This is a genomic window from Vibrio paracholerae (assembly GCF_037672085.1).
GTDB lineage: Bacteria > Pseudomonadota > Gammaproteobacteria > Enterobacterales > Vibrionaceae > Vibrio > Vibrio cholerae.
In genome coordinates, this window is record NZ_JBBHLM010000002.1 from 1,200,614 (window position 1) to 1,213,872 (window position 13,259).

At 49.5% G+C, this 13,259-nt stretch carries 13 protein-coding genes and 1 pseudogene; 8 read left to right on the top strand and 6 right to left on the bottom strand.

Annotation, left to right across the window (positions count from 1 at the left end):
- Window positions 1-112: 112 nt before the first annotated feature.
- From R4537_RS10860 to R4537_RS10885, 6 genes are all read right to left on the bottom strand, one after another.
- Complete coding sequence (locus tag R4537_RS10860; protein ID WP_000462867.1) at window positions 113-988, bottom strand: AEC family transporter; 876 nt, start codon at window positions 986-988, stop codon at window positions 113-115.
- Between the two features lie 158 nt (window positions 989-1,146).
- Complete coding sequence (cdd, locus tag R4537_RS10865) at window positions 1,147-2,034, bottom strand: cytidine deaminase (RefSeq protein WP_001245905.1); 888 nt, start codon at window positions 2,032-2,034, stop codon at window positions 1,147-1,149.
- Window positions 2,035-2,203: 169 nt separating this feature from the next.
- On the bottom strand, window positions 2,204-2,878 hold the full coding sequence (locus R4537_RS10870) for an LrgB family protein (protein WP_071179482.1): 675 nt from the start codon (window positions 2,876-2,878) through the stop codon (window positions 2,204-2,206).
- Window positions 2,869-3,243 (bottom strand): CidA/LrgA family protein, encoded by a 375-nt coding sequence (locus tag R4537_RS10875; protein WP_001881007.1) that lies wholly within the window; start codon window positions 3,241-3,243, stop codon window positions 2,869-2,871. Before R4537_RS10875 ends, R4537_RS10870 begins: the two co-directional genes overlap by 10 nt.
- A gap of 28 nt (window positions 3,244-3,271) precedes the next feature.
- A complete protein-coding gene (gene sbcB / locus R4537_RS10880) occupies window positions 3,272-4,696 on the bottom strand; it encodes an exodeoxyribonuclease I (protein ID WP_071179483.1) in 1,425 nt (474 codons plus the stop codon).
- Window positions 4,697-4,839: 143 nt separating this feature from the next.
- Entirely contained in the window at window positions 4,840-6,213 is a 1,374-nt protein-coding gene (locus R4537_RS10885; protein ID WP_071179484.1) for an L-cystine transporter, read from the bottom strand.
- Window positions 6,214-6,390: 177 nt separating this feature from the next.
- Between R4537_RS10885 and R4537_RS10890 the strand changes: the two are divergent.
- The 8 genes and pseudogenes from R4537_RS10890 to btuD all read left to right on the top strand — a co-directional run.
- Window positions 6,391-6,522, top strand: a pseudogene (locus tag R4537_RS10890) (peptide-methionine (R)-S-oxide reductase); the annotation flags it as partial.
- Window positions 6,523-6,930: 408 nt separating this feature from the next.
- A complete protein-coding gene (gene cobT / locus R4537_RS10895; RefSeq protein ID WP_071179485.1) occupies window positions 6,931-7,956 on the top strand; it encodes a nicotinate-nucleotide--dimethylbenzimidazole phosphoribosyltransferase in 1,026 nt (341 codons plus the stop codon).
- Window positions 7,956-8,741 (top strand): adenosylcobinamide-GDP ribazoletransferase, encoded by a 786-nt coding sequence (locus R4537_RS10900; RefSeq protein WP_000718971.1) that lies wholly within the window; start codon window positions 7,956-7,958, stop codon window positions 8,739-8,741. The genes cobT and R4537_RS10900 overlap by 1 nt, the downstream gene beginning before the upstream one ends.
- An 8-nt stretch (window positions 8,742-8,749) precedes the next feature.
- Entirely contained in the window at window positions 8,750-9,289 is a 540-nt protein-coding gene (gene cobU, locus R4537_RS10905; RefSeq protein WP_071179486.1) for a bifunctional adenosylcobinamide kinase/adenosylcobinamide-phosphate guanylyltransferase, read from the top strand.
- Window positions 9,290-9,295: 6 nt separating this feature from the next.
- The gene (locus tag R4537_RS10910) at window positions 9,296-9,898 is read left to right on the top strand and encodes a histidine phosphatase family protein (RefSeq protein WP_071179487.1); all 603 of its coding nucleotides are present in this window, start codon (window positions 9,296-9,298) and stop codon (window positions 9,896-9,898) included.
- A gap of 315 nt (window positions 9,899-10,213) precedes the next feature.
- Complete coding sequence (locus R4537_RS10915; protein WP_071179488.1) at window positions 10,214-11,242, top strand: succinylglutamate desuccinylase; 1,029 nt, start codon at window positions 10,214-10,216, stop codon at window positions 11,240-11,242.
- An 80-nt stretch (window positions 11,243-11,322) separates the two neighbouring features.
- A complete protein-coding gene (gene btuC, locus R4537_RS10920) occupies window positions 11,323-12,318 on the top strand; it encodes a vitamin B12 ABC transporter permease BtuC (protein ID WP_071179489.1) in 996 nt (331 codons plus the stop codon).
- Window positions 12,305-13,060, top strand: a complete 756-nt coding sequence (gene btuD, locus R4537_RS10925) for a vitamin B12 ABC transporter ATP-binding protein BtuD (RefSeq protein ID WP_071179490.1) — start codon at window positions 12,305-12,307, stop codon at window positions 13,058-13,060. The genes btuC and btuD overlap by 14 nt, the downstream gene beginning before the upstream one ends.
- Window positions 13,061-13,259 lie beyond the last annotated feature (199 nt).

Genomic DNA, 13,259 nt, shown 5'->3' on the forward strand with positions numbered 1-13,259 from the left:
AGCGGCCATGATACTGGAACAAAGCACAAAAGAAAACGTTTGCTTCCCGCTGTAGCCAGTCAAATTACCCCGTATTCGGGTCAAGTTTATGACAGTTTTATGGCGAACAGGATCAGAGTGAAAGAGCGATAAACAGCAATATGGGCAGGCTTAATAAGCTGAAGAAATTACCAAACAACACCATAGCCGCAACCTGAGTAGGCTCGATGTGATAACGCTCGGCGAACAGATAATTCATCACTGCGGGGGGCAACATGGTAAACAGCACCATCATTTGCAGTTGTAAGGGAGGCAGTGGAATGAAAAAGTAAATCAGCGCAAACGCGCAGGCTCCGGTGAGCAGAGATTGTGCCGTTGAAACAAGGCCAACTTTGAGCCCGGCTAAGCGCAGGTTGATCATTTGTGAGCCGAGGGAAAGCAGCATCACAGGAACGGCAGCTTGCCCAAGTAAAGCGGTGGCGTTGTACAAGGGGGACCAGATAGAGACTCCGCTTAGATTGAGCAGTAAAGCCAGTGAGGATGCTAAAAAGACCGGAGCGCTGAGCACGGTTTTCAATACGCTACCTTTGCTCAGCATGGCCACCCCTAAGCTAATGTGCAGACACATAGAAACCACAAACAGCAACACGGCAGAGGGGAGCGCGGTTTCGCCAAACGCATAAGTAAACAGGGGGATCGCTAAATTACCGCTGTTGCGAAACATGTGCAGTGGAGCCCATGTTTTAAATGACCAACGACCCAAACGACATATCAGGAGCATTAAAATACCGGGCAGCAATACCGCGACAAGAGCGGCAAGCAACAGAGGTGTTTGCTGCGTATCCAGTGGCATGTTGACCAGTGAAGAAAACACCAACGCAGGCACAAAGGCCTCCATATTGATGCGATTGATCGGGCGAAAATCGGGTTTGAGCCAGAAACCAATCAAATAGCCAATCAAGACTAAGCTCATCACAGGAAAGAGAATGGCAATGATTTGTTCAAACATAGCTTGCGAGAGATGCGTGTAAAAAGCGCAAGTTATCAGGCTTTATTCAGAACGTCATGGTAGGTGATGGAAAAGTGTGCGCGCGACATCTTTAGCAAGATGTGGACTAAGAGAGCTAGTAGCAAAAAGTGAAGAGGCCAATGGCCTCTTCATTCGGTTTACAGTGAGAGATAAGAAAGTGGAATATCGGGATTGATCACTTCCAGCGTTGCTTGAGTATCGGCAAGATGGCTGATTTTGCCGGTTGCACTCTCTACCAGCGCGGCGGCTTCAATATCCTCGAATGATTCACCCATCATCATCGCTTGTGCTAAGGCAACTTGTAGCGGTGGCAAACTTGGGTTAAACGCAGCATTTTCGGCATACGCGCCAAGGTAAATCGCGCCACTGCGCATTTTCAGTGCCACACCACTGAAGTTTTGGGTATAAGGCGAGTGGCTGATGTTCATCGCGCGCAGGGCTTGCTGGATCAGCTCTTCATCATCGTCACTGGTTTTACCATGATTGACTGGGCTCATCAGGCCAGAATCAATGCCGAGATCGGCAGGGCCAAACGACTCAGGTAGGTACTCTTGCAAAGTTTTGGCAGCACGCTTGGGCAGTTGAATTTTCAGCGAAGACGCGGTGGTCAGCTCATTCATAAACTGGCGGCAATGGCCGCAAGGGCTAAAGTTGATGGTGATGTCTGCCACCCCTTTTTCCCCTTTCATCCACGCATGGCTAATGGCGCACTGCTCAGCATGTACGGTTTGCCCAAGCTGCGCACCAGTAAATTCCATATTGGCACCAAGATAGAGACGGCCGGAGATGCCACGTACAATCGCACCAACATAAAATTCAGAGATGGGGGCATACGAGTAAGCGGCAGCGATAGGTAACAGCGCGACGCGCAAATCGGCATCTTCCAGACCTGAAAGGGTCAAAAGCTGCTGATACTGCTCGGCAGAGAAAGTGGCATCGAAATCCTTGGCCAACACCAATTCACGTAAATATGGGGCAAAAGAAGCAGGCATTTGTTGTAATGCTTGTTCAATACGGTTTCTCATAGTGATTCCTTTTCATTGCATGGAATCCTATTTTAGGTAATGCGAGATTTTATAAGGTGATCAGCGTCACGTTAAGTTATGTAATTTATTTTTATGTTTCATTATTAGAGTGACGTCACACATGATAACGATTGCAAGCGTATGAGATGTGACGCCACTCGAAATGAAATTATTGAAGCCAAAGTGCGAAAGCAAACAGACTTGGTGCTAAGACAGATGTGATAATACCACACACGACAAGGGCTAGTGAGCTGAACGCGGCGTCGCGAGGATCTTTCTCAGCGCACGTGGCTGTGCCGAGGGCATGGGATACCGTACCCATGGTCAGCCCTTTGGCGATGGGATGAGTAATATTGAGCAGTTTGTAAATCGGGTAGGCAAGAATGGCACCAAATAGCCCGACGAGTAGCACCAAAATCGCAGCAATCGCGGGCTCGCCGCCCAACTGGCGTGCCACTTCCATCGCGATCGGCGTTGTCACTGATTTTCCCATCAAGGCGGCAATCAGTTCTATATCTGCCCCCATGCTTACGGCTATCAAACTGGCGGTGATCATCGACATCACACTGCCCACGCCACAAGCCAAAGCGATAATTCGCCAGTTGGCACGAATTTGTGGCAACTGCTCATAAAGTGGATAAGCCAAAGCAACAACCGCTGGCTGGAGTAGATAACTCAACCACTGATTATCAGCGTAGTAAGTCTCAAAAGGTACTTTGAGGTAAGTCAGCAGTGGAATAAGTATACCGATACTGATCAGAAGCGGATTGGCCAGTGGGGTATTGCATTTTTGAGCCACCCAACGGGCGACGAAAAATACCCCAAGTGTGATGATCAGCCACATGACTTTTTCCCCTTCTTGAGCATTCGATCCAGTATCAGTCCCAGTGTCACCATGACAATTAAGGTACCGCCGATAGCGCTAGCGAGGATCGGGGCGAGGTTTGCCAGTAGCGTATCGAAGTGCACCATCAAGCCGACACTGATCGGGACGAACAGTAAAATCATGTAACGAATAAACAGGGTGGCACTGGGCTTGACCCATTCGACAGGCACTAAACCGCTGGCCATCAAGCCAAATAGGATCAGTAACCCTATGATGCTGCCGGGAATGGCAATGCCTAGCCAAGTTTGTAAATTGATGCCAGCCAAAAGACAGAGAAAAATCAGTCCCATCGAGACGCAGTATTGAGCTATTTTTTTGATCATTAATGAAGTCAGCAAGTAAAAATAAACGTTAGTGAGCGAGTTTTTCAACGTAATGGTAAACGGATTTTAAAATCGCCATTTTCTTTGGATCAGCTTGATGTTCATGCACCAGATTTTCCAAATTCAACATATAACCTTCTAGATTGCGCTCGAAATAGTCACGGCAATGCGCTGCCCAGCGGCGTTGCTCGGCATCGGTTAAGGTATGGGGATAATGGCGCGCACGATAACGAAACAGCAGTGGTTCAATGCGCTTATCTGCCACCTGTATCGCTAAGCTGCCCAGATTCTCCGGTGCAGTGGTGCGGATGATCTCCATCGCCGCGCGATCGGCTGGGGAGAAAAAGCCGGCATAGAGTTGGCTATCCACATCACTCTCTTGGTTAAACTCGCGCTCTTGGCTAAATACCGTCACCAGCTTTTCACGAATCTCGGGATGTTGACGAATCACATTCAAGTGCGCGAGACACTGTTCGCGGTCAATACCAATCTTTTGTGCATTTTCTGCGGTCAAGGTTTTGGCCGGAGCCAGAATAGGGCATTTATTGAGATGCACCAATTTCACGGGTACTGGTAGCTCATCCGGTGCTAGGTCTTCATACCGCGTATAGAGACGCGCTTGCAGCGTTTCGGCATCGAGATCCATTAGCGGCTTAGGGTCTTTACCCAAATCCACCACAATCACCGCATTTTGATTGGTCGGATGCCAAGCAATCGGCACAATCCAGCTAGTGTAGTGACGCTCACGCCCAAGCATGCCAGAAACATGCATCAGCGGAGTTTGGTTCACAATATCAATCAGTTCTGTCAGTTTGCGTTTGTGGCGCATAGTGAAGAAGTAGTCGAACAATTTCGGCTGCGCGGCTTTGACTTTTTTCGCCAGTTCAATGGTGGCAATCACATCGGCCATCGCATCGTGCGCGTTGCTGTGCTCAATGCCGTTGGCAACAGAAAGATATTCCAGTTTAAAGCTGGTGAAGCCGTCATCATTTTCCGGCCACTCGATACCTTCAGGACGCAAAGCATGACACGCGCGAAGCACATCCAGCAGATCCCAACGGGAATTGCCGTGTTGCCAGCTCCAAGCATAGGGGTCGATAAAGTTGCGATAGCAGGTGTAGCGCGTCACTTCATCATCAAAACGTATGCTGTTATAACCTAGGCTGGTGGTATTGGGTGTGGAGAGCTCAGCATGAATACGCGCGATAAATTCGGGCTCCGCCAGACCTTGGCTATTGGCTTTTTGAGGAGTGATCCCTGTGATCAATGCGGCTTCAGGAGCAGGTAAATAGTCGTTGGGCAGCTGACAGTAAATTACCAAAGGCTCACCGATGATGTTGAAGTCCATATCGGTACGCACACCCGCAAACTGACTAGGACGATCTTTGGCGGGATTGACTCCCCAAGTCTCGTAGTCAAAGAAGAAGAATGTGGGCTGGTGTTCTTGCTGCATGTGGCTTACCAAATCGCTAAAAATTGCCGTTATTAGACCATCCTGACCCTGACATAGCAATTGCTGCCCTTGTGCTATCCCATTATTTGTTCAGCCTTTCAACAAAAAAGCCGATGCTGTGCATCGGCTTTGGCAAGGTAAGATTAGGCTTGCTGAGTTTGCAGCTCAGGCTCTTCGTTTGTCTCTTTAAGCAAACGGCTTGTGACAGTGCCTGCCGTCATCGAACCTGACACGTTAAGCGCCGTACGCGCCATATCAATCAGTGGCTCGATAGAAATCAAAAGCGCCGCAATCGTGACGGGTAAGCCCATGGCTGGCAGCACAATCAGGGCTGCGAAGGTCGCACCGCCACCCACACCTGCAATACCAAAGGAGCTGATGGTGATCATCGCAATCAACGACACGATAAAGTGAATATCCAGTGGGTTAATCCCTACGGTTGGAGCAACCATTACCGCCAACATCGCAGGGTAAATGCCCGCACAGCCGTTTTGCCCAATCGTGGCACCGAATGAAGCTGACAGGTTAGCAATTGCAGGTGGCACATTCAGTTTGGTGATTTGCGCTTCCACATTGAGAGGAATCGTGGCCGCAGAGCTGCGCGATGTGAAGGCAAAAGTCAGTACAGGCCAGATATTTTTAAAGTAACGGGTTGGGTTAACGCCCACCATAGCAACCAGTAATCCGTGCACCACAAACATCAGGGCTATCGCCACATAAGAAGCCACAATGAAACCGAGCAAGTTCAGAATGTCGGTAGCACTGGATGTCGCGACGACTTTCGCCATCAGCGCGGCGATACCGTAAGGTGTCAGCGCCATGATCATTTTCACTAAACGCATCACAATCGCTTGTGCCGCTTCAACAAAAGTACGAATTGGCGTTTCTAACTCTTGTTTATCGGCAATCACTTTGCGTGCGGCAATACCAGTGAGCACGCCGAAAATCACCACCGCGATGATGGAGGTTGAACGTGCGCCGGTTAAATCGGCAAAGGGGTTGGTTGGGATAAAGCTCAACAGAATTTGTGGAATCGTTAGGTCGGCAACCGTTGATGCGCGGCTTTCAAGTGCTGCAATACGTGCGGTTTCGCGTGCGCCTTCAACCAAACCTTCAGCCGTCAGGCCAAATGCTTGAGTGATGAGAATACCGATCAGCGCAGAAATCGCAGTAGTCACCAGCAAAATACCGATAGTCAGACTGGAGATTTTGCCCAGTGAACCGTTTTTATCGAGGCGCACCACGGCAGAGATCATCGATACCAGCACCAGTGGCATGATGACCATTTTCAGCAGACCCACGTAGCCATTGCCCACAATGCCAACCCAAGCGAGAGTCTCTTCAATAGCTGGATGACCTTCGCCGAGTACAACTTGCAGAGCAAATCCAAACAGACTACCTAGAACTAGGCCAAACAGTACTTGACGAGAAAGGGTGGCGGCTTTTTTCTGTAGCCCAAAGAGGTAAAGCAATAAACCGGCGAAAATCACCAGTGCTGCGATGGTAACCACTGACATAGACAAATCCTTAAAAGAGATGAAGGAACTCAACCGTAGTACTCGACAAAATAGAGATATCTGCGAAATGAGAATGATTTTGCGCAAATATAGCGACCGCCATCACGAAAATAAACTGTGAATAAATCATGTTTTATAACCAATGGTTATCAAAAACAGAGAGTTGGCTGATTTGTGGTCAATTTCAATGCCATTTCCGATCATATGGGTCACCGCTTAGTGCGTGCTCAAGTGGAAGTGCGTTGTAACACTTGCGAGTCGCACCTAGGGCATGTGTTTCCTGATGGGCATTTTTTTCAATGGAATTAGGTTAGTGCAAACGGTACGCGCTTGCCTTTTTTATTGGCAGGTTTATTCGGCTTTGGTTTCGGTGATCTTTGGTTAGCAATCATGGTACAGCTCCTTGTGGTGTCTCAAGCAAGAGACAACGTTAAAACAGGATAACCAAACTGAAGCATTAAAAGATGAAGCATTATTTGTACCAAAGTATAGGACAGACTGGTTCAAATGCTTGTACCCGTCTTATCTTGAATCAGCAACTCCAAGTAGTGTGGGTACATTTGATGCCGTGGCCAACGTCAGCCGCGGCGGCAAGTCGTTTGCGCTGAGAGTGTGGTGTAGTAGGCAAAATAAGTGAAGGCTTTTGCTTTGTTGTTCAGAGCGAGTAGACTGTGCCGATTCTCTCTCATGCCTAAAAAAAGAAGTAAGGAAACACGCATGTTAGATCGCTCATTCAGCGCCGAAATCCAACAACGAATCGATCAAAAAACCAAGCCAATCGGGGCGCTAGGGCAGCTTGAGCGCGTTGCGCATCATTTAGCACTTATCCAAAGCCAAAACCAAGCTCAAGCGGTAACTCAACTGGCGATTCATCAGCCGACCGTTTTGGTTTTTGCCGCCGATCACGGCATTGCTGCGCAAGGTGTCAGTATTGCGCCAAGCGCAGTCACTGAACAAATGGTGCAAAATTTTCTCGCGGGCGGCGCGGCCATCAACTGTTTTTGTCGTACTGAACACGCCGCCATGCGGGTGATTGACTGCGGTATTTTGCAAGCTCAGCCCGCTCACGCGGATTTGATTGAGCAACGTCTCGGTGCGGGTACGCATAATTTGGCCGAGCAAGCCGCCATGTCTTCAGAGCAGGTGCAACAAGGAATCGCACTTGGCAAGGCGTTGATCCATCGTGAAGTTGAGTCGGGCTGTAATCTATTGATGTTTGGTGAGATGGGCATCGGCAATACCAGCAGTGCAGCTGCAATCTTGGCGGCACTCTCCGGGTTGCCGATTGAAGTGTGTGTTGGACGTGGCACCGGCATTACGGATGAGCAGTACCAACGTAAACGAGAGTTAGTCACCCAAGGTGTTGAGCGCTGTTTAGGCGCCGCGCCGCAAGATGTCTTGCAGCAAGTTGGCGGGTTTGAAATTGTCCAAATGGTCGGGGCATTTATGGGGGCATACGAAAAGCAAACCCCAGTGCTGGTGGACGGTTTTATTGTGACGGTTGCCGCTTATGTTGCGACCTTAATTGAGCCCAATGTACGAGACTTTTTGCTGTTTGCCCACTGCTCACAAGAAACGGGGCACCGCGCAGTATTAGAAATGCTGGCCGCAGAGCCACTGTTGGATTTAGGTTTACGTTTAGGTGAAGGTACCGGAGCTGTGTTGGCGCTGGGTCTTGTTCGTGCTGCAGTGGAGTTTTACAACCACATGGCCAGTTTTGCTGATGCAGGAGTCACAGTGTAATGGCGGCTATTTTACGTTATCAACTGGAGCTGTTTTTGCTGGCCGTGAGCTTCTTCTCACGCATTCCTGTGCCGGTGAGTTTGCCTTATAGCAGTGAGCGAATGAATCAAGCTGGGCGCTATTTTGCTCTGGTTGGACTCCTGCTCGGGGCGATTTGCGCTTTGGTTTACTCGCTCGCGACGCAGCTTTTTTCTACTAACATCAGCGTGTTTTTGACCATGGTGTTGAGCTTGTTATTGACCGGTGCCTTTCATGAAGACGGCTTAGCGGATATGGCTGACGGTGTGGGCGGTGGTATGACGGCTGAGCGCCGTCTAGAGATCATGAAAGACAGCCGCATTGGCACTTATGGCTCTAGCGCTTTGATTATGGTTTTGCTGGGTAAATATTTGCTACTCACCGAATTGGCCGATCTTACTTCACTGGTTCCTGTTTGGTTACTGGCTTATACCCTAAGCCGCGCGGTGGCGGCGTCTTTGATTCGTAATACGCCTTATGTCTCCGATACCGACAGCAGTAAAAGTAAGCCGCTGGCGCAGCAGCAGTCGGGCACAGATTTGGTGATTTTGGCGCTTACTGCCTTGGCAACACTGCTCTATTTCTCAGGGCAGTTTATTGCGGTAATGATTTCGGTCTGTTTGATTTTTAGACAGGTTTTCCGCCTATGGTTAATCAGACGTTTGGGGGGCTTTACCGGCGATTGCCTTGGCGCCGCGCAGCAGTTGATGGAGATTCTGATTTATCTGATCCTGCTCTCCTTTTTGCAGCATGAAGTGATGATTTAGGGGGCAAAGTGACGGTTCATTTGGTTTTAGGCGGTGCCCGTAGTGGTAAATCGAGTTACGCAGAGTTACTCGCCAAACAAACCGCACAAGCTTCGGGGGCCACCTTGCATTATGTGGCGACCGCCACTGCCTTAGATGATGAGATGCGCGAGCGTATTGCTCATCATCAAGCCCGACGAACCGCAGAGTGGAATGAACATGAAGTGCCGCTGGCTTTGGCTGAGGCGTTAACTCGTTTTCAACGCCAAGATGTAGTGTTAGTCGATTGCCTGACGTTATGGCTCAATAATCTGCTTTTTGAACACGAAGCCGCGCTCTGCGCAGCGCGGATTGAGCAGCATGTCGATTCGCTGTTGGCGGCATTGGCTCAAACCCAAGCTCACATTATTTTGGTCAGCAATGAAGTGGGTATGGGAGTTGTACCTATGGGCGAATTGACTCGCATGTTTGTTGACCACGCGGGATGGATGAACCAGAAAATCGCGGCATTAGCCGATTCGGTGACGTTTGTCGTGGCGGGATTGCCACAGCGTTTAAAAGGCGAGTAGCAAGGCATGATCCGAATTTGGTTACTGCGTCACGGCAAAACACAAGGCCCTGCAGCCCTGAATGGTATAACGGATGTCGCGGTGGAGCCGAGCGTGCAACAAGCGATAGCCAGCCAATTGAGCACTTTGCCGTTTACTCGTGTGATAAGCTCCCCCTTACGTCGCTGCGCCGATCTGGCTCGATTGCTCCAATCGGCTCGTCCACATGTTATGCTCGATTTCGACCCGCAGCTCCAAGAGCTTAACTTTGGTGAGTTGGATGGACAAAGTTTTGCCGACTTGGAGACTCAATGGCCAATATTGGATGCCTTTTGGCAAGACCCCGCAAAGAACACACTGCCACAAGCTGAACCTCTCGCTATGGCCTATCAAAGAGTGAGTCAAGCTTGGCAACAATGGCTACCTAAGCTTGAGAGCGATACGCTTATCATCTGCCATGCAGGAACCATACGTTTGATTTTGGCACACGTATTGGGTGTCGATTGGCGCAACCCACACTGGCATACTCGGTTAACCATTCCTCATCAATCGGTGACTGAGCTTGTCCTTTATCCCGGTGAGCCACCGATAGTGAGCGTGACCAGCATCGGAAATGCGCTTTTCCGTTAGCTCATAAAGCGAATTGAATATGGAGCATCTCATTGAATTAGTGGTAGAATCCGCGCCTATATCGTCGTCTGGCTGGGAATAAAAAGATCTATTCCTTGCTACTTGAAGCTGCAGCGGTGTTGGCTATATTCGCTCACCCCAATCACTGAGTATTTCTATGATGAGGGATCACTCTCCACCTGCAACTCCAAGTCGTTTGGGTAGAGTGCCGTTAACGACCACGGATATTGAATGGGTGATGATAAGTGCGATCATCTTGGCATAAATTGTTCGTACAATTTCTTAACATACCGCTGTGCAATAAAGGAGTAGCGCATGACGAAGTCTCTCTTCCGCCAATCTTTTCTTTTCGACAGCTTAGATCTTGACCATCCCATGGTCGCGCAAACCGTACGTACAGAGCAGGGTGTGACCTTAAAGCTGCATCAACGTGGCGTGTTGGAAGTGATCCCAGCTCAAACGGACGCGGCGACAAAAAATATGGTGATCTCCTGTGGGGTACATGGTGATGAAACCGCACCTATGGAACTGCTGGATAAATGGATTGACGATATCGTCAGCGGATTTCAACCCGTTGCTGAGCGCTGCTTATTTATTCTGGCGCACCCGCAAGCCACGGTGTGCCATGTCCGTTTTATTGAGCAGAATCTCAACCGCTTATTTGATGATAAGCCCCACACTCCGAGCACTGAGCTGGCGATTGCCGATAACTTAAAAGTGCTGCTTAAACAGTTTTTTGCCAACACGGACGAGCACTCGCGTTGGCACCTAGATTTGCACTGTGCGATTCGTGGCTCGAAACACTATTCGTTTGCAGTAAGCCCGAAAGCGCGTCATCCGGTGCGCAGCCGTAGCCTGATGCAATTTATCGAGCAAGCCCATATTGAAGCCGTGATGCTATCGAATGCGCCATCCAGTACGTTTAGTTGGTATTCGGCAGAGCATTATGCTGCGCAGGCCTTAACCTTAGAGCTTGGTCAAGTGGCACGCTTAGGTGAAAATCTATTAGACCGTCTGTTGGCCTTTGATCTGGCGATGCGAGATCTCATCTCTCGCCATAAACCCGAGCACTTACCGAGAAAAACGGTGATGTACCGAGTCAGTCGTACCATAGTGCGTCTGCACGATGATTTTGATTTTCGCTTCAGTGACGACGTGGAAAACTTCACCGCCTTTATGCATGGGGAAGTGTTTGGTCACGATGGCGATAAGCCTTTAATGGCGAAAAATGAAGGGGAAGCGATTGTTTTCCCGAACCGCAAAGTGGCCATTGGCCAGCGTGCTGCCTTGATGGTGTGTAAGGTGAACACGCGCTATGAAGATGACCAATTGGTGTACGACTGATCTTGCTTGGGCATGATCTCCTTTCTATTTGAATGGCTTAACGGTAAGGTTAGGCCATTCTTTTTTCTATGAACGACAAGATGGATTTTCATCGACTGCTTCAACATAAACAGCAACGCTGGCAGCGCAGCAGTTATCTGCTGATCGGGCTGTTTTTGAGTGTGTGTGTCCTTTATTTGTTGGTGGGAGAGCTGTGGCTATCTCCTTTTTCCGCTTGGTCTTCTCTCGAACAGCAGTTGGTCTGGGAACTGCGTTTGCCAAGATTACTGGCTGCGGCGGTGATTGGGGCTTCTCTGGCCGTGGCGGGAGCCACCTTACAAGTGTTGCTAGGCAATGTGCTTGCTGAGCCGGGTGTCGTGGGGGTATCGGGTGGTGCAAGCGTGGCGATGGTGATTCTGCTGCTGTTTTTCCCGAGTTTAAATTCCCCAGTGGCTTTTATGGCGGCCGCGGTATTGGGCGCGTTGCTGTTTACGTTGCTCTTGGTGGTGATGGCTCGTAAGTTACGCTTGACCACCGCAAGGCTATTACTGGTCGGGGTAGCATTGGGGATTTTGTCTGGCGCGGTAGTCACTTGGGCTTTCTATTTCAGTGATGACCTTGGTTTGCGTCAACTGATGTACTGGTTAATGGGCAGTGTCGCAGGCGTCAGTTGGTATCAACATCTCCTCTCTTTGGTGGCGGTGCCTGTGGTGATTTGGCTTGTCTTGCAAGGTGGTATTCTGGATAAGCTGATGCTTGGTGAAGGGCATGCCAAACAGTTAGGGGTCGATATTCATCGTGTTCGCTGGCGGCTCATTCTCGCTATCGCATTACTGGTCGGGGCTTCCGTCGCACTAGGGGGAGTGATCGGTTTTGTTGGGTTAGTGGTTCCTCATTTGCTGCGTTTAACGCTAGGCTCGGAAAATCGTCTATTGCTGCCACTTTCTGCTTTGTGCGGCGCTTTATTACTGGTGAGTGCGGATCTGATTGCGCGTTTGGCGCTGGGCAGCGGTGAATTACCATTGGGGGTAGTTACCACCACTCTGGGCGCACCCATTTTTATTTGGATGTTGGTGAGAAACCATGATTCGTGTTAACAGCTTACAGGTGGATTCTCGTCTGCTGCCGCTGTCATTACAGGCTAACGCTGGCGAAGTTTGGCATGTGATTGGCCCCAACGGCTGTGGTAAAAGCACCTTGCTTGCCGCTTTAGCGGGGATGATCCCTTTCTCTGGTTCTGTGCAGATTGGTGGCTTAGACGTGAGTCAAGCAAGCTTATCTGAGCTCGCCCGACATCGCGCTTATTTGGCGCAAAATGATAAACCCAGCTTTCAACTGCACGTTTTCCAATATTTGGCGCTGTCGGTTCCTACGAACGTAGCCCTAGAACGCTCGGAAGTGGCTAGCGAAATCGATCAGATCAGCCGTTTACTCAATATTGATGACAAACTACACCGTTCGATCCACCAGCTTTCTGGTGGTGAGTGGCAGCGTGTGCGTCTAGCTGGAAGTTGTCTACAGGTCTCACCGGTTTTGAATCCTTCTGCACGTTTACTGATTTGGGATGAGCCAGCGGCACCGTTGGATATTGCGCAAGAAAGCCTGTTGTATCGTCTGATTGAGCGCATGGCAGGGCAGGGATTAACGGTGATCATGGCCAATCATGACCTTAACCGTACTTTGCGTCATGCCGATCAAGTGTTACTGCTCAGTCGTGGTGTCCTATACCGTGCTGGAAGTGCGAAAGAGGTACTGACTCAAGAAGTGCTGCAATCCGTGTTTGGCACGTCAATTCGCCGAGTGGAGCTGGAAGGGCATCCTCACTTGCTGTTCGATTGAGTCTAAGACGCCAGCATCTTATCGGGTGCTGAGTTGACCAATCATGGCGCATTGAGCACTGTTTTAGCGCATGTTGCTGGAAGAATAGGCGAGAAGGTTTTTTAGTATTTTTTTATTTATCAATGGGTTGTGTTTTTTATCGTAAGGAAAAAATATTGGCACACAATTCGCAATACTAGATTTGATACATTCTCGTTCT

Excerpts from the sequence above, each read along its gene's own strand:
- sbcB (WP_071179483.1), bottom strand. The coding sequence starts at position 4,696 with ATGCAGCAAGAACACCAGCCCACATTCTTCTTCTTTGACTACGAGACT.
- btuD (WP_071179490.1), top strand. The coding sequence starts at position 12,305 with ATGATTCGTGTTAACAGCTTACAGGTGGATTCTCGTCTGCTGCCGCTG.
- btuC (WP_071179489.1), top strand. The coding sequence starts at position 11,323 with ATGGATTTTCATCGACTGCTTCAACATAAACAGCAACGCTGGCAGCGC.
- R4537_RS10860 (WP_000462867.1), bottom strand. The coding sequence starts at position 988 with ATGTTTGAACAAATCATTGCCATTCTCTTTCCTGTGATGAGCTTAGTC.
- R4537_RS10870 (WP_071179482.1), bottom strand. The coding sequence starts at position 2,878 with ATGTGGCTGATCATCACACTTGGGGTATTTTTCGTCGCCCGTTGGGTG.
- R4537_RS10885 (WP_071179484.1), bottom strand. The coding sequence starts at position 6,213 with ATGTCAGTGGTTACCATCGCAGCACTGGTGATTTTCGCCGGTTTATTG.
- R4537_RS10915 (WP_071179488.1), top strand. The coding sequence starts at position 10,214 with ATGACGAAGTCTCTCTTCCGCCAATCTTTTCTTTTCGACAGCTTAGAT.
- R4537_RS10875 (WP_001881007.1), bottom strand. The coding sequence starts at position 3,243 with ATGATCAAAAAAATAGCTCAATACTGCGTCTCGATGGGACTGATTTTT.
- cobT (WP_071179485.1), top strand. The coding sequence starts at position 6,931 with ATGTTAGATCGCTCATTCAGCGCCGAAATCCAACAACGAATCGATCAA.
- R4537_RS10910 (WP_071179487.1), top strand. The coding sequence starts at position 9,296 with ATGATCCGAATTTGGTTACTGCGTCACGGCAAAACACAAGGCCCTGCA.
- cdd (WP_001245905.1), bottom strand. The coding sequence starts at position 2,034 with ATGAGAAACCGTATTGAACAAGCATTACAACAAATGCCTGCTTCTTTT.
- R4537_RS10900 (WP_000718971.1), top strand. The coding sequence starts at position 7,956 with ATGGCGGCTATTTTACGTTATCAACTGGAGCTGTTTTTGCTGGCCGTG.